General features: G+C 30.3%; 22 protein-coding genes and 1 pseudogene. 2 read left to right on the plus strand and 21 right to left on the minus strand.

All coding sequences use genetic code 11. From position 1 onward, the window contains the following. Positions 1-59: 59 nt before the first annotated feature. Positions 60-407, plus strand: a complete 348-nt coding sequence (locus deia_RS00985; protein WP_146820311.1) for a helix-turn-helix domain-containing protein — start codon at positions 60-62, stop codon at positions 405-407. Positions 408-424: 17 nt separating this feature from the next. On the opposite strand, the gene deia_RS00990 is transcribed toward deia_RS00985, so the two are convergent. The 13 genes from deia_RS00990 to deia_RS01045 all read right to left on the minus strand — a co-directional run bounded on the left by deia_RS00990 (position 425) and on the right by deia_RS01045 (position 13,362). After that, a complete protein-coding gene (locus deia_RS00990; RefSeq protein WP_146820312.1) occupies positions 425-1,168 on the minus strand; it encodes a hypothetical protein in 744 nt (247 codons plus the stop codon). A 208-nt stretch (positions 1,169-1,376) separates the two neighbouring features. Beyond that, the gene (locus tag deia_RS00995; RefSeq protein WP_146820313.1) at positions 1,377-3,131 is read right to left on the minus strand and encodes a DUF262 domain-containing protein; all 1,755 of its coding nucleotides are present in this window, start codon (positions 3,129-3,131) and stop codon (positions 1,377-1,379) included. A 175-nt stretch (positions 3,132-3,306) separates the two neighbouring features. Next, complete coding sequence (locus tag deia_RS01000) at positions 3,307-4,803, minus strand: hypothetical protein (protein ID WP_146820314.1); 1,497 nt, start codon at positions 4,801-4,803, stop codon at positions 3,307-3,309. A 91-nt stretch (positions 4,804-4,894) separates the two neighbouring features. After that, a complete protein-coding gene (locus deia_RS01005) occupies positions 4,895-5,674 on the minus strand; it encodes a DUF488 domain-containing protein (RefSeq protein WP_146820315.1) in 780 nt (259 codons plus the stop codon). Continuing rightward, the gene (locus deia_RS01010; protein WP_187694791.1) at positions 5,658-6,458 is read right to left on the minus strand and encodes a hypothetical protein; all 801 of its coding nucleotides are present in this window, start codon (positions 6,456-6,458) and stop codon (positions 5,658-5,660) included. The genes deia_RS01005 and deia_RS01010 overlap by 17 nt, the downstream gene beginning before the upstream one ends. Positions 6,459-6,550: 92 nt before the next feature. Continuing rightward, on the minus strand, positions 6,551-8,167 hold the full coding sequence (locus deia_RS01015) for a recombinase family protein (protein WP_146820316.1): 1,617 nt from the start codon (positions 8,165-8,167) through the stop codon (positions 6,551-6,553). A gap of 46 nt (positions 8,168-8,213) precedes the next feature. Continuing rightward, positions 8,214-8,996: a recombinase family protein gene (locus tag deia_RS01020; protein ID WP_146820317.1), complete on the minus strand. Its 783-nt coding sequence runs from the start codon at positions 8,994-8,996 to the stop codon at positions 8,214-8,216. 15 nt (positions 8,997-9,011) lie between these two features. Beyond that, on the minus strand, positions 9,012-10,100 hold the full coding sequence (locus deia_RS01025) for a hypothetical protein (protein WP_146820318.1): 1,089 nt from the start codon (positions 10,098-10,100) through the stop codon (positions 9,012-9,014). Continuing rightward, positions 10,072-10,365 (minus strand): septation protein SpoVG family protein, encoded by a 294-nt coding sequence (locus deia_RS01030; RefSeq protein ID WP_161982774.1) that lies wholly within the window; start codon positions 10,363-10,365, stop codon positions 10,072-10,074. The genes deia_RS01025 and deia_RS01030 overlap by 29 nt, the downstream gene beginning before the upstream one ends. Further along, positions 10,352-10,528, minus strand: coding sequence for a hypothetical protein (locus deia_RS05775; RefSeq protein WP_153259910.1), 177 nt, complete (start codon positions 10,526-10,528; stop codon positions 10,352-10,354). The genes deia_RS01030 and deia_RS05775 overlap by 14 nt, the downstream gene beginning before the upstream one ends. A gap of 111 nt (positions 10,529-10,639) precedes the next feature. Next, positions 10,640-11,209, minus strand: coding sequence for a hypothetical protein (locus tag deia_RS01035; RefSeq protein WP_146820320.1), 570 nt, complete (start codon positions 11,207-11,209; stop codon positions 10,640-10,642). 933 nt (positions 11,210-12,142) lie between these two features. Continuing rightward, positions 12,143-12,706 (minus strand): phospholipase D-like domain-containing protein, encoded by a 564-nt coding sequence (locus deia_RS01040; RefSeq protein WP_146820321.1) that lies wholly within the window; start codon positions 12,704-12,706, stop codon positions 12,143-12,145. After that, positions 12,688-13,362, minus strand: a complete 675-nt coding sequence (locus deia_RS01045) for a hypothetical protein (RefSeq protein ID WP_146820322.1) — start codon at positions 13,360-13,362, stop codon at positions 12,688-12,690. The genes deia_RS01040 and deia_RS01045 overlap by 19 nt, the downstream gene beginning before the upstream one ends. Positions 13,363-13,545: 183 nt before the next feature. Here deia_RS01045 and deia_RS01050 point away from each other — a divergent pair, with 183 nt between their 5' ends. Beyond that, a complete protein-coding gene (locus deia_RS01050; RefSeq protein WP_146820323.1) occupies positions 13,546-13,911 on the plus strand; it encodes a helix-turn-helix domain-containing protein in 366 nt (121 codons plus the stop codon). Here deia_RS01050 and deia_RS01055 read toward each other — a convergent pair. From deia_RS01055 to deia_RS01095, 8 genes and pseudogenes are all read right to left on the minus strand, one after another. After that, a pseudogene (locus deia_RS01055) lies at positions 13,899-16,322 on the minus strand (AAA family ATPase). The gene deia_RS01050 and the pseudogene deia_RS01055 sit on opposite strands and share 13 nt — an antisense overlap. Position 16,323: 1 nt before the next feature. After that, positions 16,324-16,821, minus strand: a complete 498-nt coding sequence (locus tag deia_RS01065) for a dual specificity protein phosphatase family protein (RefSeq protein WP_146820326.1) — start codon at positions 16,819-16,821, stop codon at positions 16,324-16,326. Between the two features lie 7 nt (positions 16,822-16,828). Then, a complete protein-coding gene (locus deia_RS01070; protein ID WP_146820327.1) occupies positions 16,829-19,894 on the minus strand; it encodes an Eco57I restriction-modification methylase domain-containing protein in 3,066 nt (1,021 codons plus the stop codon). 12 nt (positions 19,895-19,906) lie between these two features. Continuing rightward, complete coding sequence (locus tag deia_RS01075) at positions 19,907-20,272, minus strand: type II toxin-antitoxin system death-on-curing family toxin (protein ID WP_146820328.1); 366 nt, start codon at positions 20,270-20,272, stop codon at positions 19,907-19,909. A 12-nt stretch (positions 20,273-20,284) separates the two neighbouring features. Then, positions 20,285-20,590: a hypothetical protein gene (locus deia_RS01080; RefSeq protein ID WP_146820329.1), complete on the minus strand. Its 306-nt coding sequence runs from the start codon at positions 20,588-20,590 to the stop codon at positions 20,285-20,287. 6 nt (positions 20,591-20,596) lie between these two features. Beyond that, complete coding sequence (locus deia_RS01085) at positions 20,597-20,812, minus strand: hypothetical protein (protein ID WP_146820330.1); 216 nt, start codon at positions 20,810-20,812, stop codon at positions 20,597-20,599. 124 nt (positions 20,813-20,936) lie between these two features. Continuing rightward, entirely contained in the window at positions 20,937-22,553 is a 1,617-nt protein-coding gene (locus deia_RS01090; protein WP_146820331.1) for a recombinase family protein, read from the minus strand. A 5-nt stretch (positions 22,554-22,558) separates the two neighbouring features. Continuing rightward, positions 22,559-23,767 carry a phage/plasmid replication domain-containing protein gene (locus tag deia_RS01095; protein WP_146820332.1) on the minus strand — a complete coding sequence of 403 codons (1,209 nt, stop codon included), beginning with the start codon at positions 23,765-23,767 and terminating at the stop codon, positions 22,559-22,561. Positions 23,768-23,815: the final 48 nt, after the last annotated feature.

The raw sequence follows: 23,815 nt of genomic DNA on the forward strand, positions 1-23,815 counted from the left end.
AGTTTTATCGTATATTATTCCATTAATTCGTATTCTGAATTAGTTAGATTATACATTATATGGAAAATAAAATAGATTATAAGGAAACATTACGCTTGCTTGGTTTGCGAGTGCAACTTTTTAGAAAACAAAAGCACATTACTCAAGAAGAGCTTGCGTTTAGAATTAACAAGTCGAAAGATACCGTTTCAAATATTGAGCGTGGTTTGGCTTTTGCACGCATTGAAACGCTTATTGATATTTGTAATGAACTTTCGGTTGAGCTAAGGGATTTATTTGATTGCCCGATTTCAAACGATATTACTACCAAAAAAGCACGGATGATTAAGGAAGTTTCTCAAATCTTTGCGAGTGAAACCGAAGAGAAAATTGAAAAATATTTAGAGATGATTAAGTTAATGGGTTGAGGGTATACATACGGCGTTTACTCAATCACAAAATCATCCGCAATTTCACCAACATGGCTTTTTCCTGTAGTTACTTCTTCTATTCTTGCATCATCGCCAGAAATTATAGCTTCCAGTACTGCTTTTATTTCATTTGCATCATCTAGTGGTTTATAACCTTCATAGTCAGGTTCGTATTTTTTAGCATCACCGATTGCCAATTTCATCAAATTCCATTTAGCCGCGTCATGGTATTGTGCTTCTTGTCTTAGCGACTGCCTCATTTTCATTCGTTGAAGTTCCAGTGCGTCTGCTTTTGCAACTTGGTCATGTTCTTTTAGAGCTAATGCACGCATCTGGTCTTTAAATATTAGGCTTTCACCCAGTTGCTGATTAAAGCTAACTCGCGAAACTTGTTTACAGATGTGCGATGCTAATTGCTTTCTAAGTCTCCAAACATGCACAAGTGAAATGTTAAACGCTGAGGCTATTACATTGTTTGGAAATCTTTTTAATACAAATGAATTTAATATGCGCATTCTGAACTCTTCTGCCACTCTGTTGCCGTATTTCATTTTTATGAATTTATACTTACCTGCAATACCTTGAATGGCTTCAAGATTTGTTAAATCCATTCTTTCTATGTCAGAAAGCTCACCCTCTAAGTCATCCTCGGTAGCTTCGCTTAATACTAGTTTTGACTGTTTTAAATTACTTTCAGAAAGTCCTTTTCTTGGTCTGCCGATTGGTCTTTTTTGTCCGTGAGTGCTTCTTGTCGCCATATTGCAAAAGTATTACATATTATGTAATAAATATGTAAGAAAATATACTAAAAAGCAAGGAAAATACTGGGTTTATTGAGATTTAATTTTTTTAAAAAATTGTTTGGTTGTTGTCAAAATTAGTAGCCTTGACATTGAATTTTGATATTTCGCAAATTTTATTTTGGTTTTAAATGGTTGTGGTTTGGTTGTTTGAAATTAAATTACTTCAAACTTCACCCGATACAATAACCTTGCCAGTCACTTTTGCAATCAGTGTTATCAACTCTTTTTTTCTATTTTTATAAAATGTTTGAAAGTCATCGTTACGTAAAGCAACGCTATCAATCAAATGAGATACCAAGGCATCATCAATTCTGGCATTATCTTCTTGTAACTTTGGCAAATATAAGCTAGGAGCATCCCCTCCTATCGCTCTGTTGATGTCAGCAGATATTATTGCCTTATTTACAATAGAGTGAGTTTGAAATGGGTCAATCTTATTCTTTTCACACCAGTCTTGCGGAAAAATATGGTGATGGTCAAGAGGGTTATCAAAGTGAATACTCGTATCAAGTCTTTTACAACTCTTAAAATCAAGACAATCTTTATTTTGCAGAATTAAAGCCAACACACCTTTATAAACCGCACTTCTTTTTGTGCTAACTTCATCAATTCTGTCTTCTCTAAAACTGCTACGCTCTATTGTGGTAGGTTGGTTGCCATTTTTATTAATCCAGCTTACAACCTCTTTAACATCTTTGGCTGCCTTAGTCTCCGTTGCAGAACCGTACATCTCGCCAAATACACCACACCAATACCACTGTCTAATTTTTTGCCTAATGTTGTCTGATTTATATTCCTTATGCAAAATAGCAAGAATTGCAGCAAGAGGTACTAATTGATTATGATACGGAATATCTTTGCAGTGTAGAATTTTTTCACTATGCAAAAATTCCGCTACTAACTTTAACCCATCATAAGCCTGTTCTTTATATTTGCTGTACTCAGATAGTGATAATTTTAATACCGCTTCTTTTGTACATAATGGATGTTCATTATTGCTAAACGTTGATAGTAGGGTTACAATTTGCAAAAACTGCGTTTTCTCAAGCAAATTTAACAGAGGAAGTTTACGAAGTTTTGTTGTAATGTGTCCGAACTTATGCTTATCGGACGGATGAAACCAGTCATCCCTTAATTGATAATCGCTGGCAGCATATTTTGCGGTTAATAACTCAAAAACATCCAAAGCAACACCTCCAGTATTTACTTTTTCAAAAATCAAACAAATTGCATTAAGCGGTGTATCTTTGCTGAGTTCTATAGTTGGTACTTCATACTTTGTGATTTTGTCTATGAAGTTTGTCCTAAAATATTCAAAAAATTTAAACCTCTCTGCGAAGCAATCATTGCCACGACTTTGCACGAAGCCACTTTGCCAATCACTGTAGTCAAAAATTTTGTTCAACGGAAAGCATTCCCTTTCATACTCTTTTTGTGCAGTTGATAAATCAATACCGCTAATCTCAAGACTATTGTTTTCTTTTTGTATTCTATTTGCCGGGATGCTAAAAATAGCATCTTCAAGATTGCCATCGGCAAATTCCTTCAAGTTGATGTAGTAGAATAATTTTTCTTTTCTATCCTCAACTTGTATCGCTTGTTTTGCCATTAACGAACCGTAGAGGGAAGTAATTCTTTGCTGACCATCCAAAAGGAGCATTTGCGCAGAGTTATTATGATTATTGATGACATTCTCTATAGTTCTTGTTTTAAACTTAACGTCATTTGTAGAATTCGCATCGTATGCAAGACACATGATTGAACCAATAGGAAAACCCTTTGCTACACTAACAATCAAGCTTTTTATTCTATCATCATCCCAAACCCATCCACGCTGAAAATCAGGTAACTGAATAAGCTTTTCATCTACTTTTTTAAGAAAATCAGCAAGCTGTTGTTTGTTTGGCGTAAAGCTCATAAGTAATTAGTGACCATATTTTTTATATAAAAATATAAAGTACAATCTTATAAAAAGCAAGTGGAAAGTATGGAGAAACGAGGTATTTATTAAATTGCAGGCTATCCCGCACCCAATTTTTTATCTTGCACAACCAACTACTCTTTTTATTTTGCACACGTGTTCAAATTTTCTTTCAAGCATTAATAACACTCAGCATTTTTTGTGAAAATGCAGCATATCTTGGATGCAACGGATAAGATATAAAACCTGTAGTGTTCTTTTTTCTTAAGCTTCTTTTTCCTATAATTATATTAGCATCTATCATTTTGTTTATTATCATATTTTTAATTGATAAGCCGTCTTTTGCTTCAGTAAGGCGGTTTTGCGTGAGTAGCATTTGTACTATTTCATTTACCTTTGGTTTATCGTTTGGAAACAGCTTTGAAAGTTCCATAATAAGCTCTGTTAGTAACTCAAAAGCCGTTAGATTGTTGTTAATCGTGTTAATGTTTACATAATCGGACATTTTCCTCAAAATAACATTAATTCTACTTACTGCTTCGTTTATAACCCTTTCCATAAACTGCGGAAGCTGGTTAAAGGTATTCAACCCCTCTGCGCCGCAAAACTGCTTCACGTTTCTACTAAATGCTTCTTCAAATCTTATTCTATTCATTGTTTTTGCATATATTTTTAAAACTTTTGTTTGCCCGGAACCACTTATATTCACTTGAATACATCTTGATTTACCTCCAGATGCGCCGCAGTGGTACGAAATCGGTAGCTCTGCTTGACTGGAGTTAAAAAGCACATCCGTAAGCGACATATCTCTAAAAATATTTCTATTTTCTCTCTCACGTTCTCCTTCAAGGGCATGGTCAACAAATGTCATGTCGTCAACCAATGCGTTTATAACAGGTGTTAGATAATAAACATTATATACGGCGTGGTTTTGTGTCGTTTTGTATTCAAAATATGTTTCAATCGAACTGATTGATATTTCTGTTTGACCGTTCAGCCTAAGATAAAACGGATGACCTGCAATTATATGCTCTCTACAGTCATCATACTGCTGGCAGTAATGGTGTTGAATTTTGTTATCAAGCCATTCTATCGCTTTTGCTATTATAATTGATGTATACTGCGGAAAATGACCTCTTGTAGCATTATATAGCTCTTCATTTAGAAAATTGTCTTTGTCATCTAAAGTTTCTTGTCGCTCATGTTGGTAAGTAAATAAATCGTTACCTACCTCCATTGAAGCAAGAGTATTGGCTGTCAATTCATGGGGTCTATTTTTGAAATGGACTGCAAGAAATCTTGTTTGGTTAATAACCATGTCAACGGTACAAGTTAAGCCGTTTCCCTGTTTGTCCTTCATAAACTCTAACCTAGTTCCGCTTAACATGTTATGTATATTCCCATCTGCTGGATTAACCTCTGCGTCAATTCTTTTTCCTCGTGACTTAACTCTATAAAACATCTTCATATTGTTTCCACAGGAAACTATTTTAAGAATATACTCTATTTGCGAGAATAAACTTGAAATGTATCTTAATTGAAATCTGACATGCACTCTATCAAATGAAGCATCTGCATTAGTTACTGTAAGATTATTTACATTATATAACTTTGGATATTCTGCTATAGTATTATTATCACTATTTACTTCACTCGTTACATTACTCATACACTAAGTTTACATTTTTACTCTATTTTTTACATCATTTTACACACTATAGAAGAGGATTAAAAGAATTTACAAGGTTTTTGATGATTTGCTATAAATTAACAACCTCAACCTCGCTCAAGCTCTCCGCCAAAACATGCCTATGGCAGCATTTATAATCCGCTTCAAAACAGGTTATAGCAATAAGTTTATCTTGTTCTAAAATTTGCAAAAGTCTTTCAATGTTCCTCTGTTTTGATGGAAGGTTGTTTTTGTAATCTTCGAATAGTTTATTCTCAATATTCTTCACGCCATTTCCAAACAAATCATAGCCGTTTGACGAAGAATTTTTTGCCGTTTTCAATTCTTGCCTTTTTTCACTTTCAATGCCAAGTTCGGGAATGTGAATGTATTTTATATCTGATTTTTCCAAACAATATTGAAATTCCTTTTTGCTAAAACCAAACTTGTTTGAATATGCGTTTTTACGAACATCAACAAGAGTTTTTATGTGGTTTGCAAGCAGTTTGTTAATATATGTGTCAATCGAAATTCCTTCGTACCCTATTGTAAATAGGGTATTTTTCTCTCGCTGTGGTTGAAATTCCAGTTTTGGCAATACAAATTCCTCGCCTTTTGCAATTTTATTTTTTAACCCCTGGACCGCCAATTTATCTTTCATCTCTAAATCAAAAGCATAGCGTTTTTTGCTTAAATAGTCTTTGGCAATAAAGGTTTTTATGTCATTTTCAAGCTCGCAAGAAAAACAATTAACAAAGTCATAATTTATTCCAGTTTGTACTTTATACCACTGCACATATTTTTGAATTTCTTCAAGCGGAATATTTAACTCTTGTGAAAGTGACAACACTATTTTATATTTGGACTGCATGGCTTTGGCACAAATTAATTTCTGCAATATTTTTACAATGATTATTTTTTATTTTCAAGTCATCGCCATAAGGTGGATAAAAAATGCCGATAATCATAAATGGATTTGGGCTTTTACGAATATGCCATTCTCTGCTTGTGCCAAGGAATAAATAAACATCTCGCTTTTGCATTGCTGTAAAATATTTGTGTCTCAAAATATCTTTGATAAGCTTATAATTATTGCCATAGTGTGTCAAAAGCTTTCTTGTTAATTCGCCAATTTCCCAGTCAATAATTTGAAGTCTGCTTATATTTCCTGCATCATCCTCAAACTTATAATAAAATTTGAAAGGAAGTCTATATGTTTCGCATTCAAATTCTTTGTTTTGCGCGGTTTCAATATGAAAGCTAATTATCTTTGCAGGCTTGAATATGGCAAGTGATGTTTGCTTCTCGGATTTTCTACAATCATATATCAACTGAGTTTTACTTGTATAGATATCGTGAAGTAGTAGCTTTTTTCTCAAATACCAGTCTTTTCGTGTATCAATAATTTCAAGTGGATTGATTTCTCCAATGATTTTGCAACTCTCTAACCTTGGGTCAGCATTATCCTTCTCAATTTCAACTTCAATCCACTGATACTTTTTATAGCGATGTTCTTTTGTTAAATTCCTAAATGGAACTGGATAAAGTCTATGCCATTTGCCTGTCTCATCAATTCCTGCGGTGCAAACCAACTCTCCATATTTTATTGATGGGCAAGGATATGTCTTTGCCACTATTAAAATTCGTTTTTTCATATATAGGTAATAATTCTTTACTATTCTATAATATATTATTTTCATTTGAGGAAGCACATTTGAAAAAATAATTTTGAACACGTGTTCAAAAATTACGTAGCTGCACATAGCCTATCAATATCAAAATTCATTGTCTTAACTCTACGGGCAAAATTCACCACTCCAGCATAGGATTTAGTTCGCAGCTTGCTTCCAAAGTGGAGCCAGACTAAGTTTTCCTTATTTTCCAGCACCTCATTGAATGGTTTTCGTAAGGAATAATGTAGGTTTTCGCCTGATAAAGATAAGTTCGGAAATAATAAATCTAAAATCTTTCTTTTTCTTCCAATTTCCGAACTCTTGAATAAATCACTTGCTCTAGAACTTATATCTAGTATAGTATTAAAGGTGATTTCAAAGATTTTGTCCGATTGATTTAGTTGACTTAGCTTCAATTCAATTTGATGTTTTTCTTCATGTAATTCTTTCTTTGTTTGTTCAATTTCTTCATATTCATCTGACCTAATAGTCATAGGAATTTGTTTATGTCTTAAAGCTTTTAAACTTTCATCTATTTGAAGCTGCCTTGATGTTAACTTTTTTAAAGAATCTACATTATCCTTATAATGACTATCAACAAGCTTTTGAAGATTTCTTTTTATCTCAGCAAGCATATCTTTGTCAATAGTCATTTTAGATAAAACTTCCATGACTTGAGACTCTACTATTTCTTGCCTTACTTCATGACAATAAGTGCATTCTTTGTTTTTGGTTCTCAAATATCTATATACTCTGCCACTTTTCTTGATTTTTGTTTCTCCGCTATACGAAGCACCACAGTGATGACATTTTAATCTTCCATGACAAAAAGTATAAAGTTCTTTTACATTTGATTTTGGCTTCTTTCTCTTTTTTCCAAAGCGAATCTCCTGACATCTTTCAAAAAGCTCTTCTGTTATAAGCTTTGGATAATTGTGCGGTGTTTTTGTGTCGTATTTTTTGCTATACAAATAACCACAGTAAAAAGGATTTGATAAATATTGTTCAATGCTACTCATGGAAGGTTTACATCCCTTTTTGCTTGTTAATCCATTTTTAATTGCATTTATCCTTGCAATTTCTATTGACATACCATTGCTATAATCAATAAAAAGTTGCTTCATTAAAGGTCCTCTTATTGGGTCGATGTAAACCTCTACAGGCTCTCGTTTCTCCTTTTTCTTTTCATGTTTACGCTGTTTGTTGATATACCCAAGAGGAGAATCTCCGCAGAGAACCCCTTCTTTTCTTTTATCATTAAATACAAATTTAACCCTCTTACCTAAAACTTTCGTTTCCCTTCTTGCCATTAAAGCATTAATCATATACAAGAAATCATCTGAATCTTCGTTTAGAATCGTGTTTTCTCTTATAGAGTGTATTTCTAGTTTTCCACTCATAACGAGACTTTCGAGTTCTGCAAGAGACTTTAAATCCCTTGGCAATCTATCGACAGCATAACATACTAAAGCTACTTGTTTTTGCTTAGATTTTTCAATAAAATTCAGCATTTTTTCAAACTCAGGTCGCTTAGCTTTACTGGCACTTTCCATTATTTGAATTGGTTCGCAAAGTAATTCAAAACCTTTTTTCTCACAATACTCTTTTGTTGCATTTAATTGAGCTTTTAAAGAATGACCTTCTTCTCCTTGCTCCTTAGTCGATACTCGACAAAATATTACGGCTTTCATATATAAAACAAATAATTTACTAAATAATAATTATACTAATATAAAATTAAATTTTCTTAATCAACCTTTCTTTTGATTGAAGAATTTTCTGACATTTATTAAAAATTTCTTCTGGAATTAATTTCTCATATTTATGTGGATAAAATTTATCATGTTTTTTGATATACATTTTTCCGCAATAAAAAGGATTTTTAAGAATATTTAAAATTACTCTTCTTGATAAAGTAAATTTTTTGGATATGTCATTTAATTTTTCACCAGTTAAAAATGAAACAAGAATTTCTAAAACAATACTAGCTTGAATTTCATCAAGCACAATATCTTTCTTGCCATTTTCAAGAGTAATGTTTTTATAACCAAACGGAGCTTTTCCAATCCATTCGCCATTTTGAAGTTTGGATTGGAAGACTATTTTGACTTTTTTTGATAAATTTTCTGAATATCTCAAAGACATCAAGGCGTTAAGTTGATATAAAAAGTTATCATTTTTGATACAAATCAGCTCAAGTTTATTACTTTTTATCAATTCATTTATATAAGAAATTTCTTTAAAATTTCTATGCATTCTATCAATCGAATCACACACTAAAATCATCTTAGTTTTTTGCTTCTTGATAAAATCAATCATTCTAAAGAACTCTTTCTGACCCATTGTTTTTGAGCTTTCTACAACAGAAAACTCCTTTACAATTTCAAGGTTTTTCTGCCTACAATATTCTTGTAAACGAGAAACTTGGGTGTTTAATGAATATCCTTCATTTCTTTGAGTTGAAGAAGACACTCTTGCAAAAATTATAGCTTTTTGCGGGCATTTTTTTGAACTAGTCATATAAAAAAAATAAAATTAACAAAACATATCACTAAGCCTTAGTCTTTCAAAGCGATCAACTGACCGAGTGATATTCTGGAAAACCGAGTACATTGGACTTTCGGTTAAAATTTCGTAAAGCAGGTTTATATCTCTAACCTTTTTATATAGAGATGGACATTCCGTTTTAAGCTTTCGCATTCCGTGAGTATTTGCGTATTTTATCGAATAAACCAATTCAAAAGCATCCCTTGTTGAAAAACCTTGATTAATGAGATTATTTTTAATATTTTCCTCGTCATTTTTGCCAAAAATTGGAACTAGACAGGTGTTGTTTATAATCTGCCAATAATGACCGCAAACTCGCCTTGCAATTTCTTTTCTAAATAGATTTCTGAATGTAAATTCGGATATGTTAATGTTTAGCTTTGGAAAAATCTCTTTAAGTTTATCCATTTCATTGAATCTGAACTCCATTCTGAAAAGTTGTTTGTCTTTCAAGTGATTAAAAAGTTCTGTTTGTGATTGGTTTTCTTTCTTCTCCTCGCCTCTTAATGAGAAATGTTCCTTTATTTTGTCATAAAAACAACATTCGTATCTTTTTGAATAAAATCTTATCAATTGACCATCGTTTTTAAATCTTTCCCTTGACGATTCAAGTTTTTTATAAATATCTGCTTTATGAATTATATTAATGACATCTAGGCAATTCCCGTAATTTGTAATATCAATATTCTTGCTATAATGAATTTTTGAAGTTTTTGCATTTATTAAGTTCTTTCTTTCAATATTAACAGACATTTCAAAAAGCCTTTGCGAAAGAATATCAACTAAAGACTCAAAATCTTCATCATCAAGCTCATCAATGTTGTTTGAAAGCAAAAGCTTTGGAGCTGAAAATTCAACGAATAAACAAATTCCATAGCCATAATCAAACTTTATTTTAAGCAATGTTAATTTCGGTTTATAAATTCCATTTTTCTTGTCTTCTTCTGTTGCATTTTTATAACATCTTTCATTTTCATTTCTGCCGTTGAAAATTCTATGTGCAGAAGGGGTAAAAGCGTTATAATCCAAAATTCTGAAATTGGAATTTTCAAACATTAATATTATTGTATCTATCATAAACTTTACTCATTACAGTTTTAACCACTTGAAAAATTGCCTCTTCGATTTGCTTTGAGACTTCTTTTGTTATTGGATGAAAGAGATTAAATCCATCTTTCTTTGTTGGATATGTTAAGCGAAAATCATTCGTTCCAAACTTTCTATAAACTCCAATTCCTGAAAGATATATGCTTTCGTTTATCACCAAACTCGCAAATCCAATTAAACCCTCTTGAGGTTTTATAAGGTTAATTTTAACCTCGCTAATACTAATTTTCTCCATTTTCATAATCATAATCTTTTATCACTTCATTGTTTTTGAGAAAAATCTTGCCATTCATGTCGGTTTGAAAAAGTTCAAAAAGAAGCTCTGCGATTTTAGACGCAGCTTCCCCTTTGCTCATTTGCTCATTTTGATTCGCAATGTTAGAGTCAAAGGACGACATATAACCACAAGAATTTAATCTGTAGTTATAATGAGTGATATAATTCTATTGAACCATATGAGATAACGGATTTATAACGAGTGATAAAACGATTTATTTTCGTTTTATTTATTAATATTTGTTAATTTGTCCTCTTGGACCTCTATATTTTGGTCTTCCTTGTTTATTCATGTTTTTTTCTTTTCTAACTTCTTTGCCTATTTTTTGTATTATAGTTTTAGAAAGTGTTGGATAATTTGGTTTTAACTTGTTATAAATCTCAATTTCAAGCTCTTCTTTATTGTTGTAATCAACTGGATGCTCTGTGTAATGTGATTCATATTCATTTCTTATAGCTACTTTTGATGGTATCTTTGAATGATTTTTTGGTTCAGTAGTAATTGATATTAATTCCTTATTTACAGGACTTTTTGCATTATAAATTGCATTACTAACATTCGTAATCATACCAAACTCTCTATTCTCTCTTAACAATTCATTTAAAATTACAGGTTTTTCTATATCTTCAATAAGCAATTTATACATTTCATTTTGATTATTTAAAATCTTACTCAATTCAATCTTTTTATCTTTACTTTCATTAAAAAGCCTTAGATTATCATTTATCGTCTGCAAAAGATAACAATTTCTTTGTGTTTTTGCTTGAATTGTAAGCTCCTTGCCAATTTTAATAAAGTACATTCCAGCTTCTTTTAAATTTGTATTATCTCTGCATGAAAGAATATTTAAAACATATTCAACTTCATCCTCTTTACATTCAATATCATCAATAAAAGCTAAAAACTGCGGAGCTTCTTTTATCCATCCGCCTTGATGTTTGGAACTTACATAAATAGAATGATTTTGCAGTCTGTTTGTTAGATAGTTAATTATAACAAGGAATTTCTCAAAACTTAAGATATTTTTACTACATCTTTATCCTCCTTATAAAGGATATATTATAAAATTCATTCAAATTTTTTCGTCAAGTAAAATTTTGAAAAATATTCATAACTTTTGAAAAACTTTTCACTTTAACTTATTGATATATGAAGATATAAAAACATCAATGTTTGATTTGTTATTTCTTGTTTTAGATTGGGTTTTTATGTCTACAATAATCTATATGATAACCCTTTAAATTTTTAAATTTTTTTGTTAAGTAAATTTAATAAAAACTGTCATTTTATGCAATAAAATTGAAGTTGGATATTATAACCATTTGAAAATGATTGTTAAGCAGGAATATTGACGATAAAAAATAAATGGTTATAATCATTTTGCCATTTTATTAAATATAATAGAGATTTGTTTTTATATTTCTTAAGTTTTTGGCTATATAAACTTATTTTAAAATAATACAATATTTAAAATAATCGCCACAAATAGCAGTTATTATGATATTAATTTAATATTTTTTGTAAAGTTAGATTTTTTATATTATGCCTTCAGACTTCTTTAATTCTACTTCTTCTTTTAACCAATAAATCTAGTATTCATAAGGGTTTTGGAGTCTTTTATATCAATTATGATATTTCTTTTTCTGTGCTAATTTCATGACTACAATAAATTTAAAGGTTTATCATAATTTTTTCCATTTTAGGCTTTTATTTGATATGTTTTTATAGAAATGATTTATTTTTTGTTGTTTTTTAAGGTGCAACTGTTTCTCTCTTCTTTATCAAGCTTCATATTGTCAAAATAACACTCTGAAATGTCTTTCTCGTTAATCTTCCAAAGCTTTTTAAATCTTTTCTTTAATGTGTTTACATCTTTTTCACTATCAAATATATTACAATCTTCAGCATTCTTATTTGCTGCGGAATAAGTCCAATTAAAACTTCCTTCAATTGCCTTTTGATTATCAAATATAGCAAACTTGTGATGCATTATTCTGTCTTTTGAATGAATTTTAATATCAAATCCTGCATCGTGAAGAAGTTTAACCTTAGATGACTTCCCGAATGCTTGAATGCTATCGGTTAGAATTCTTATTTTAACATTCCTGTCTTTTGCTTTTATTAATTGGTTAATGATGTTAAGGTTGTTGATTGAGTAAACTGCTATGTCTATTGAGTTTTGAGAGTTATTAATAAGTTTTATTACTTCTTTTTCGCATTTGTTGGTAAAGGTTATTTGGGCATGGGAGTTGATTGGGTTGAGGAGCAGAAATAGTGTTATTACATAATTTTTGAACATAATGAATATAGCATATAGTTTTTTTCTTTTTCACAATCTTTTTTTATTATTTTTTTAAATTCCATCGATAAATTATCAATTGTTGCATGTTTCCATATATCCGGATAATTATTGCAATTATACTTTTCAATATCAGTAGTCCACCAAGTTGCTTCAAAGGCTACAACATTCTTTACAGGCTCGTTATTTCCGTAAGAATCGCTTACAACAAATGCACCGTCTTGAAAAACTCCTTTTATATTCACTTTAAATACTCCTGTTTCAGATATAGCATATTTTAAAGCATCGCAAATTTCACCGTTAATTTGTAAGTTAAAAGCAGGCATTTTGTCTTTAATATAATATTTACTAATTTCATACTTTAAGTCTACAATATTTGATTTGCTATTAATATTTTTTACAAAACTCGGTTCTGATATTTTTTTCATTTTTTCATCAACTTTAAATGTATCTGATATAAAAATATAACCAATTAAAACAATAGCAATGGCTATTTTTGTTTTTACTATATCTCTATATCCGCCATTCTTTTTAATTTGTTTCTTTTCTTCTTCGGTTAATTCACTTTCAAGCTTTCCTCTTCGCAATGAAATCAAAAGGATTGTTAAAATAACTAATGATAAACCATATCTTAAAATGCTCATTAAAATTTCCATATTTATAAAATCATCACATTTTTTATACCAAATCAAAATAGGTTAATATAATACTATCAACTCATTTTCCTAATTTATAATTAGAGTAAAAATAAAAATCAAGTGAATTTCCTAATTTGTCGTGGGTGGTTTAATGTGTTTTTCATCATTTAATCGTATTACTATTTAGTTTTCATTAAATTTATGGCTAGAAAAACAGATAAACACAAAGAAATTTTTAAAGAAATTGGAAGAAGAATTGCTTTCTTTAGGAATCAAAAAAGTTTGACTCAAGCAGAGCTTTCTTTTAAGATTGATAAAGTTGAGGATACTATTTCAAACATCGAGAGAGGTTTTGCTGGCACTACTATGGAAACTCTTATTGATATTGCTGAAGCTCTTGAAATCAATTTAGCTGATTTACTAGACTTTCCAAGCAAAAATTCTATTTCAAAGGAGAAATCTAAACTTATAAAACAAATCAATTTAATTCTACTTTCTGGTGATGAAAAGAAAGTTAAGAGTTATTTGAGGATATTGGAGGAAGTGGAAGGGATTCAAGAAAAATAAGCATTGTAATGCTCTTCGTCAATATGTTTAATTACAGCAAGTATTTTTTTTGCTATATTTCTTTTTTCTTCGTTTGATAAGGCAAAAAAATTGTTATTTTTTTCTTTTACTGCGTGTGAATAGTAATTTGTATATGTTTTGATAGATAAGGCATAAGTTTTTATTTGATTATCTATTATTTCAAAATCATCAAGATAATCTTTTTTTATTTTAAACTTTGTAAAATTTTCACACAATCTCCGTAAAACATTTATTATTGAAAAAAAGTAATAATCATCTTTATCTTTCAAATCATTGTCTGTCATTTCAGCTAATTCTTTGGCATATCTACATAGAAAACTATATTCATCGGTAAAAATATGACGTCTGTAATCACTTTTATACGGTTTTTCGGTTAATTTATTTTGTATTGTAAAAAAATTTATATCTTGCTTTTTATTTATATCATTATCTTTACTCAGTAAATAGTTTGCTAGTAAATATGACAAATGATAACTGTGTGTCAAAATATAACACTGTGCTATTTGTGTATTTTTAAAAATATTTTCAATAATACTTTCGTTAATATTATGAAATATATTCTGATCCAAACTGCAAATCGGATCATCTATCACGGCAATAATATCTTTTTCTTTGCTTTCCTGAATTCTAGTGAGGTAAAAAGCAAAACAAATAGCAGTTTTCTCTCCTTCGCTAAACTTTTTTAGTCTCCTGTTTCTCTCTTCATTGTCAGTTGAATGTCTTTTTACTTTATAACATTGCAATTGATTGTCAGGATTTAGATATTCGTCAATATGAAATCCTCTATTTCCTATGATTAACTCTAAGTTTTTATTAATTTGAGCAATATCGGGCTTTTCTTGATTGAATTTTTTAATAATTTCATTTTTCTTTGCTAAAATGGTTTTTTCAATTTCTGCGAATCTATTGTCCTCTTTCTTTGCAATAGATTTGATTTCATTGCTATATATTGTGATATTATCTAAATAATCTGTAATCTCATTATCATTATATTTTAGAATTTTATTTCCAATTGTTGAGTTATATGTATTAACAATACTTTGTATGTTATCTTTAATTGATTTAATATTGCTCAAATATTTATCATCATTAATAAATTTATAAACATCATTTTTAATTAACTTCTCTCTTGCTTCATCTGGTCTTGCATTTTTTTTCTCTTCATTATCTTCTTTGACAAGATTGCTAATATTTTGATGAATTACCCTAATATTCTCATGTTTTGCCAATAAATCACCGCAATAAGAGCAGTCTTTTTCAGGGTTTTTGCCTTTTTCTGCTAAAAAATTATTTGTATAATTTACCAATTCTGAAAAAAATTCTAATAATTGTGTTTTTAATTTTTCTTGTTCTTTTTTAAATCCTTCCTTTTTGTTATCGTTTAAATTATTTGGAATTGCCGCAAGCTCTATTTCTCCGCTTTCATTAAGGGATAACAAACGATTTAATTTAATTAAATATTGTTGCTTCAGATTATAAATTTTAGATATTTTTTCATTTATTATTTTTATTAGCGTTTGATATTCACTTTTTGCAATCGATTCAATTTTTTTTAAAATATTGTCATTAATTTCTTGCTCACAAAACTTACATATTGTTTTATCTTTCTCGTTTCCGTCGTAAAAATTTGTAAAACCTTCTGTTATCCATTTTGATAAAACTTGTTCAATATCTTTAGATTTTGAAATTGGATTTTTTAAAAGTGTATTTGTTGCTTCTATGGATTGTCTAAATTCCTCTTGTTTAATTAGATTGTCCACAAGCTCTTGTTCTGGTGGTTTTGGTTTTAAAGCTGATTGATATTTTTCCTCCTCCTAGTGCGACAAAAGTTGATAGTTCTTTAAATCTTTGATTTTATTTTCTATATCACGTATTGTAAAGTTAAAAAATTTCCCACCAATATTGTATTGACCTTTAATTTCTGAGGCTTTTTTTGTTAATTTGTCATCAAATTTTGTTTTAACAACATCTTTAATCTTTGTCTCTAAATCTTTAATATTGTTATCACATTTTGTTTTTGAATCTCTTATTGCTTTAGCTATATTATCTCGCTTTCTTATCTTGTTTTTAATTTCTTCCGAATCAAAAGAAAAAACATCTTTAAATTTCTCATGTTTTTCTAAAAGAACTTTCTCTATATAATCACTATTATAAACAAAAATTTTATTTTTATAGTTATCAAATACATTGGAATTGTTTATACTACAGTCTGTGTATTTTTCGGATGATAGATTTTTTCCTTCATTAAGACATTCAAAAAATCTTGAAAATGTGGTCTTGCCTGAGCCATTGTAACCATATATTAAGTTAAATTTTTTGAAATTATTATCTACGTTAAGCAAAGCTATATTATCGTCTGTATGTTTTTTAACTTTTATATGAGTAATCATATTAATTCAATAATTGACTTTCTACATACTCAATCATCCCATTTTTAGGGTTATAAAATGGATATAATTTTTTAAATTCTAAAATTGCATCCTTTAAAGGTAGATTATCCAAAGCATTAGTATATTTTTTTAAATACAGCAAAGCAATTGTAGGCGAACGAGATACCCCCTGATTGCAGTGAACTAAGATTTTATTAGTTTTTATATTTTCATTTATAAAATCTATTGCTTTGTTCATAATCAAATTAATCTCATCTCTATAAATTTGTTGCAGACCTTTATAATCGTCTCCATCAATTAAATTAAGAGATAATTTATTGTTTCTGATAGCAAAATTCCTTTCAGGATTGCTCGGTGGTATTCTTTGCATTCCTTTAACTCCAAGTATTTGATTGTGAAAATTTTTACATGCGTGGATAACACTCCAGTTGTCCTGATTTTGAATATTAAAATAATCATTTTCAGAGCCAACAAACAAATTTTTATAAACTTCTATCATAAAACTATCAAACTAAACCTTCTACAACACTAATCTCCTCCTCACTCAAACCATAAAGAGCATACACCATTTTATCAATTTCGGCATCGGTTTTGGAGATTTGAGACTGCAACTCATTACAAGCTTGCTTTTCTCTTTCAAATAGAGGCTTGAAATCAAATTCCTCTGTTGAAAAAAGAACAATTTTCTGCTTGTTTAGCTCCTTCATGAAGTCTGCAAAGTCAAGTGTATGCCAATTTTCTAAGTTGCGAGTGAGTTTCAACTTCTTGTCAGTGGGCAATTTTGCCTTGAACTTCCCAACAAAATAATCAACAAAGGCTTTTGTTTTTTCATTCAGTTGTTTTGTTAGAGTAAGCATTGTTTGGGCTTTTTCAATGAAAGGTTGTTGTTCTTGTGCGGATGCTTTTTTAATTGGAAACTTCGCCAAGTCTTGTAAAATTATCTTTGGAAACATTTGTCTTATTGATTTTGGCGTGTTTAGTCTAAAATAATAGGATATTACTGAACTGTTAAGTATGGCAAGGATATACCTTAAATCATAATCTGAGCCTTCCTTTGGTAAAACTGCAATATTACTCATATTGAACAAATATACATCTTCAGAATATGTGGCAATAATAGATTTTGGATATTGCCCTGTTATTTCTCTTATGATTATTTTCTTTCCATTGAATACCTCAAAAGTTCTTGGTGCGGCAAGGTTATTTCCGTATTTTAACCAAGTTCCGCTCCAATCTAAACCATATCTTAAAACATCCTTGCCTTCCAAATATTTATAGGTACCTTCATCAAATTTATATGTATAATCGTAAATCCTATTAGTAACATCTTCAGCGGTCTGTTTTGGCATTCCCTTTCCGCTTTCGTAAGCTTTTAAGCCAGCCTTAACATTTACTACCTCTGATAGAGCTAAGGTAGATTGTTGGATTTTCTCAAGAAGTATATTGTTGTTATCGTTTATAAATATTTTAAAACTTTTATCTTCGTTTTCCTCGAAAGAAGATTGATTTACTATATAAGATTGAATAAATTTATCATTTTGCTTTTCCAAGATATTTACTGCATTATTTTTACTGCATATTTTAACAGCATGAATAATTATCGTTTCTACACTTACATTTTCAAAAGATTCCCCTGTAAGATTGACAATATTTTTAATTGAACACTCTTTTAATAACAACTCTCTTAAATTTTTTGCAGATTGAACCATTAACCAAGCATTTGGCACGATTAAACCAAAACTACCGCTTATTTTAATTAAATTTAGAGCTTGTTCTATAAATAATAGATAAGTATTAACTTGATATTGAGCTGATTTATATCGCCCTACATAAAAATCTTTAACTTCTTGTGATATTTTTTCTCTAGCAAAAACATAAGGCGGATTCCCCACAACCACATCAAACTTGAAAGGAAACTCCTCCTCCCACTTGAAAGCCTTTTCTCCTGCAATTTCAGGGTCATCAATGAGGGAATTTCCGCATTTTATGTTGTTGTCAAGAGTAGTGAGTTCATCATTCAAATTCGCGGTTTTCAGCCACAGAGAAAGCTTTGTGATTTGCACGCTTTCGTGGTTGAGGTCAACCCCGTAAATGTTATTTTGCAGGATGGATTTATAAATTGTTTTGTAGTTAAAAAGCCCTGATTCATCAATGTCTCCGAGCTTTTTTAGAGTTTCCGAAAGTGTTAGCCACTCGTTTTCAAGATAATGAAAAACCTCAACTAAAAATGCACCAGAGCCACAGGCAGGGTCAAGAACTTTGATTTGCTTGAGTTTTTCAGCATATTGCTTATATTTGTTGATTAATTCTGCATTTGGATTAATCCATTTTTTTGATTTGATTTGCGGAACTTCTTGAGGTTCTATTTTATCAATTTCAAGCTCATTTTTGCGGTCATTCAACCAGCCACCAACGGCTTCTTCAACGATGTATTTTGTTATATATTCAGGAGTGTAGAAAATTCCATCTTTCTTTCTTTTGCCTTGTTTTTTATCAAAGTTTTCTTCAGTAAGTCCAGCTTTTAAGGCTTCAAGGTCTGTTATCGATTGCTCAAAAATGTGTCCTAGAATGTGAACCGAAATATCATTTTTGAAGTGATAAAGTCTTAAAAATCCTATTAGTTTTTCAAGCAAATTTGTTGAAATTTTAAGACTGTCAAATAACTCATCTGTGGCAAAAAGTCCGCCATTAAATTTATGAATATGTGGCGGATTTCCTTTGTCAATTGCGATAAATAACTGTTTCATTGAATCCCAAAGCGGAAAGCCGAGTTGCTTTGCAAAATCAACCTTTTCAAATGGTTTTGTTATGAAATTATTATCCTCGCAAAACCTTACAAACAAAAGCCTATCAAGGAGTTTTTGCGTTTTACTTATGGCATCATCATTTGAAACTTGATTTTGTTTTAAAATATCTTTTACAAATTCCTCACGAAGGTCTTTATATTCTTTATAAAACTTTGCTTTTATCTCATCTTCTCGTTTTATATCTTCCTCAATTAGCTTTTTAGTGTTTGAAATTGCGTTTTTGTCAATGCCAATGAGGTTTTGTTTAGACAAAAGGAAATGAAATTCCTTTTGTTTTTCGATACTTTGTGAAAGCTCAAGCATCGTCCAGCTTTGATATTTTAATCTTCCGCCGCTTTTTGCCGAATATAGTCTTATTTCTTCGGTGTTTGAAGTTATAACAAATTCAATTCCATCTATTTTATCACGATATTCAAATGCTTGTTTTTCGATTTCATCAAGATTGTTTGTATTTTTCCCTTTTAATTCAACAACTGCTTTTACATTTTTACTCTCTTTTGTAAAAAATCCAAGTACTCCATCAACTTTTGTACCATCTTTTTGAGTTTTATATTCCTTATCGAGATTATATTCTTTGTCAGTTTCAATTTCATAACCAAGAATTTTGCCGAAAATATCGTTTAAAAAGTCCGACTGAATTGCTTCTTCCTTGCGATTATCATTATGCCATTTTAAAAAGATTGTAGAGTTGTCTTGAGCTTGCTCTTTTGATTCTTTTAGCTTTTTTTCTAAAAAATTTTGATTTATTAACTTTACATCTTTCATATTCTCCTTTTATTACAAACCTTTCAACCACTCACTTAACCCTTGCAAATCAACCTCACTTGTTGCAACTTTGACCATTGTTTCAACTGCTTCTTTATGAGGAAATTTAATCTTTTTGCCGTTCATTCTAAGGAATAAATCCATTGAAAGAAATCCTGTTCTTTTGTTGCCATCTAAAAATGGATGATTTTTGATTATTGAAACTGCATAACTTGAAGCTAGAGTGTAAATATCTGAATTTTGATAATGATATAGGTTTTTAGGGTTTGCAATTGCACTTTCTAATAAGTGCTTATCTCTTAATCCGTGCAAGCCTCCTTGTTCTGCCGTTGTTAGCTTATTTATTTCAATAATTTCATCTGTTTCTAAGAATCGCATAAGAATATAATATTAACTATTTTCTACCCAAGAATCAAATCTTGAATATTCTTCATCTGTTATATTTATATCATAATCTTCGTGTAATATAATTCTCATTTCTAATGATGAGCTGGTTATAATTTTTCGTAAAGATATAGACTTATCAAGTTCTAATGAAAATAATTTACAGTCATGACATTTATATAAATATAGAACCTCATTTTCTCTAATTAATATTTTTTTAATACCATGAGATTTGCAATGTGTACATCTATATTTGAAATAATCTTTAAGATTTTTTATTATTTCAAGACATGTTTCAAGATAGTTTGACATAAAAAACTACTTATCTGCCAACTCTTTTAAAATAGATTTATTTTCCTTCATTGAAACTTTTAGTTCTTTGTTAAAGTCTGCTTTTGCATTTGAAGAATTATGACCTATTGCATCAAGAACGGTTTTAACAATAAAATCCTTCATTGTTAACCCTTCTTCAATAGCTTTTATTCTAACAGCTTTATGGAAATTTTCTTCAACATCAATTACAATTTTGGACATACAATTTATAAATCTTACATTCTTGATAAAGTGATAAAGTTTTATATATTAAAAGTCAAGCAAGGTTTATAAAATTACTTCAAATTTTTTCGTCAAGTAAAATTTTGAAAACTTTTTCATCACATTAAGCTGATATTTGTAATTCTTGTAAAGTGGCTCTATTTGCTTCAAAATATTTACTGCATTCTATGACATTCTCATACTCAGAAGTTCGGAACTTCCTTAGTTCTTGGAGCCAAGTTGCACAGTCTTGCATTTTTAAGAGCCTATCGAATGGTTTTTGCAAGGTAAACACTAGCTTTTCGCCGTCCATTTGTAAGTTAGGAAATAGCAAATTGACTATTTGACGTTTTTGACAAGAGTCCGAACTTTTGAATAATTCGTGAGATCTATTTGCTAGCTCAAATACGCTAATTACTTGGTCTTCGAAGTTATTATCAAGAATTACAGATTGCTCAAGTTGATTGTTAATTTCGCCTTCTTCTTTTTTAAGATCTATCACCCTACGGTCGTAATTTTCCTTAGTAATACTATTGTCGATAACAAGGTCCGTAAGTCTGTCAAATTTTATTTTAATTTGCGTTAATCTATTTTTTAAAGAATTGATTTCTCGCATCTGTAATTCAAACTTCTGTCCTACTAAATCTTTAAGACATATTTTGACTTGATGCAAAACATCTGTAGGAATATGTATTTGCTGAATGATTTCACCAATTTGACCCGTAATAAGCTCTTCTCGTACATAAAAACATTTATCGCAACCGTTTCTTGGTTTTGGCCTCATGTAGATATATTTACCTTTATGAAGTTCTGGACTATATGCACAATCGCAATGGCAACATCTTACCATACCTCTTAATGCAAATTCGATCATCGTACGTTTGTATTTTGTATTTTTACGGCCAAGCCTTATATCCTGACATGCGTCAAAAAGATCTCTTGAAATTAGTTTTTCATATTTATGAGGAAAGTATTTATTAAGTTTTGCAGAATAAATCTCGCCGTAATAAAATGAATTCTGAAGCATTTTTCCAATAACATTTTTGCACAAGGTTTTTTTGCTACCCTTAAAGAAAGTATTTGTAATATTGTATTTTTTAGCAAATATCTCAAGGTCTCCGATTGATGTATTTCCTTGTGCATACATTTCAAACATCTCTTTTATGAGTGGTGCACGCATTTCATCAATAATAACAGTAGATTTTCCTGAATAAACATCTTTTGCATTTAAATATCCAATTGGCGCAGGACCTGGACATTCACCATTTCTAACTTTGTATTCATAGGTACTTTTGCCATAATCTGAAAGAGTATCATTGTAAGCGTTTGCAACAACTGTTAACATTCTTAATGTTAGTTTTTGCACTGAGTTTGCATTTGAGTCAAAGCTTCCATTTTCTAAAAAATATAGCTCAACATTGTCCATCCTCACAAGCTCCTCAAGCTTTGATAAATCGGCCATGCTTCGATTTAACCTATCAATTTTAGTTGCAAGAACAACAATTTTATCTTTTTGACTTTTAACAAGGTTCATCATTCTGTTAAATTCCTTTTTCTCGCCTTTTGTTGAACTTTCCTGAACTTTAAAAATTTCAAATATAGTCAAGTTATGCCTTTGGCAACACTCAGTTAACCTTTCAATTTGATGGTCAATTGAATAGCCCTCTCTTGCTTGTTCTTGCGTCGAAACCCTCGCCCAAATTATTGCTCTTGTAGGCTTTGCTTTATTATTGTTAGACATATATTTTATAAAAATAAACCTGGAATTTTCATTGTATTTACATCGATCGGTAGATCAAACTTTGATCTGTATTTATATGGTTCGAATTCACCATCTCGCAATGGAGCAAATTCATCTAGCGCCTTTGCTATTTTTGCACCCGTTTTCATTAAATAGCCGTTATTAAACTGACTCGTATTCTTGAAAATGTTCTTGATCTCGTTGTATTTTTTTAAAGATTTTTCTCGTAAAAACCTTATACCTTTATCATTTGCAAGATACAAAGCACCAAGTGTTGATAAAAACTTTCCTGTTTCCCATTTTTTATTCTCCATTAAAAACTCCATTATTTTATCAATAGAGCTATCCTGAAGAACAAGATATTTCATGCCTTTTCTGATAATTTCCCAGTAATAGATGCAGACTTTTCTTGATAAACTTTGAGAAAATATTTCATGAAAAAAATAATACTGCATTGTACCATTATCAACTTTATTGCAAATTGCCGTTAGTTTTTGTGGTGCGTTTAATCTGAATTCCATCCTTAAAACTTCTTGATCTTTGTATTTTTCAAGCATGTCTCTTTGAAGAAAATTGTTGTTTTCAAGACATCTGGCTTCACCTACCTTTTGCGATGTTTCTAAATCTTTCATCTTGTCATAGAAACATAATTCAGATGTATTTGAATGAAATCTTACAATGCTTCCATTGTTGCGATAATCAGTTTTGGCTACATCTAAGGTTTTTGTAACATCTGCCTTATAAATTGCGTTTAGCAGATAAAGACACGATCCGTATTCAGTTATAACAAGGTTTTTCGCAAAATGTACCGTCATAACCTTAGCAGTTTCCAACCACAATTTGTCGATTTCAATACCCATAAACTGGAGTTTTCTATGTAAAGCATTAATTAAATCAGGAAAATCGCTATCAACAAGCTCTTGAAAATTATTGCCAAATAAAAGCTTTGGTGCCGAAAACTCCAATTTTAGAAATGTTGTAAAATTATCTTTACCAACAAGCATTCTATGCACCGAAACTTTTGGTAAATATTCGCCATGTGTGCCGTTTCTATAGCTTTTTTCACTAGGATAATATGCACAATGCAAGTCTCCGTTTTTACTTACTCTTTGGTAGGGGCGAAGATCTAACAACTTTGTTGAAGGATTAAAAAGGTCTGGCTTTGTTATTTTATAACAGCCGTGATCTATCATTAATTTTACAGTATCCAACATAAAAGACAAAATAATTAAACATTTAAAACATCTGAACATTTCTTTTGA

Source organism: Candidatus Deianiraea vastatrix (genome assembly GCF_007993655.1).
GTDB lineage: Bacteria > Pseudomonadota > Alphaproteobacteria > Rickettsiales > Deianiraeaceae > Deianiraea > Deianiraea vastatrix.

Bases quoted from the DNA above. Each gene is read 5' to 3' on its own strand.
- deia_RS00985 (WP_146820311.1), top strand. From the start codon at position 60: ATGGAAAATAAAATAGATTATAAGGAAACATTACGCTTGCTTGGTTTG.
- deia_RS00990 (WP_146820312.1), bottom strand. From the start codon at position 1,168: ATGGCGACAAGAAGCACTCACGGACAAAAAAGACCAATCGGCAGACCA.
- deia_RS00995 (WP_146820313.1), bottom strand. From the start codon at position 3,131: ATGAGCTTTACGCCAAACAAACAACAGCTTGCTGATTTTCTTAAAAAA.
- deia_RS01000 (WP_146820314.1), bottom strand. From the start codon at position 4,803: ATGAGTAATGTAACGAGTGAAGTAAATAGTGATAATAATACTATAGCA.
- deia_RS01005 (WP_146820315.1), bottom strand. From the start codon at position 5,674: ATGCAGTCCAAATATAAAATAGTGTTGTCACTTTCACAAGAGTTAAAT.
- deia_RS01010 (WP_187694791.1), bottom strand. From the start codon at position 6,458: ATGAAAAAACGAATTTTAATAGTGGCAAAGACATATCCTTGCCCATCA.
- deia_RS01015 (WP_146820316.1), bottom strand. From the start codon at position 8,167: ATGAAAGCCGTAATATTTTGTCGAGTATCGACTAAGGAGCAAGGAGAA.
- deia_RS01020 (WP_146820317.1), bottom strand. From the start codon at position 8,996: ATGACTAGTTCAAAAAAATGCCCGCAAAAAGCTATAATTTTTGCAAGA.
- deia_RS01025 (WP_146820318.1), bottom strand. From the start codon at position 10,100: ATGATAGATACAATAATATTAATGTTTGAAAATTCCAATTTCAGAATT.
- deia_RS01030 (WP_161982774.1), bottom strand. From the start codon at position 10,365: ATGGAGAAAATTAGTATTAGCGAGGTTAAAATTAACCTTATAAAACCT.
- deia_RS05775 (WP_153259910.1), bottom strand. From the start codon at position 10,528: ATGTCGTCCTTTGACTCTAACATTGCGAATCAAAATGAGCAAATGAGC.
- deia_RS01035 (WP_146820320.1), bottom strand. From the start codon at position 11,209: ATGTACTTTATTAAAATTGGCAAGGAGCTTACAATTCAAGCAAAAACA.
- deia_RS01040 (WP_146820321.1), bottom strand. From the start codon at position 12,706: ATGTTCAAAAATTATGTAATAACACTATTTCTGCTCCTCAACCCAATC.
- deia_RS01045 (WP_146820322.1), bottom strand. From the start codon at position 13,362: ATGGAAATTTTAATGAGCATTTTAAGATATGGTTTATCATTAGTTATT.
- deia_RS01050 (WP_146820323.1), top strand. From the start codon at position 13,546: ATGGCTAGAAAAACAGATAAACACAAAGAAATTTTTAAAGAAATTGGA.
- deia_RS01065 (WP_146820326.1), bottom strand. From the start codon at position 16,821: ATGATAGAAGTTTATAAAAATTTGTTTGTTGGCTCTGAAAATGATTAT.
- deia_RS01070 (WP_146820327.1), bottom strand. From the start codon at position 19,894: ATGAAAGATGTAAAGTTAATAAATCAAAATTTTTTAGAAAAAAAGCTA.
- deia_RS01075 (WP_146820328.1), bottom strand. From the start codon at position 20,272: ATGCGATTCTTAGAAACAGATGAAATTATTGAAATAAATAAGCTAACA.
- deia_RS01080 (WP_146820329.1), bottom strand. From the start codon at position 20,590: ATGTCAAACTATCTTGAAACATGTCTTGAAATAATAAAAAATCTTAAA.
- deia_RS01085 (WP_146820330.1), bottom strand. From the start codon at position 20,812: ATGTCCAAAATTGTAATTGATGTTGAAGAAAATTTCCATAAAGCTGTT.
- deia_RS01090 (WP_146820331.1), bottom strand. From the start codon at position 22,553: ATGTCTAACAATAATAAAGCAAAGCCTACAAGAGCAATAATTTGGGCG.
- deia_RS01095 (WP_146820332.1), bottom strand. From the start codon at position 23,767: ATGTTGGATACTGTAAAATTAATGATAGATCACGGCTGTTATAAAATA.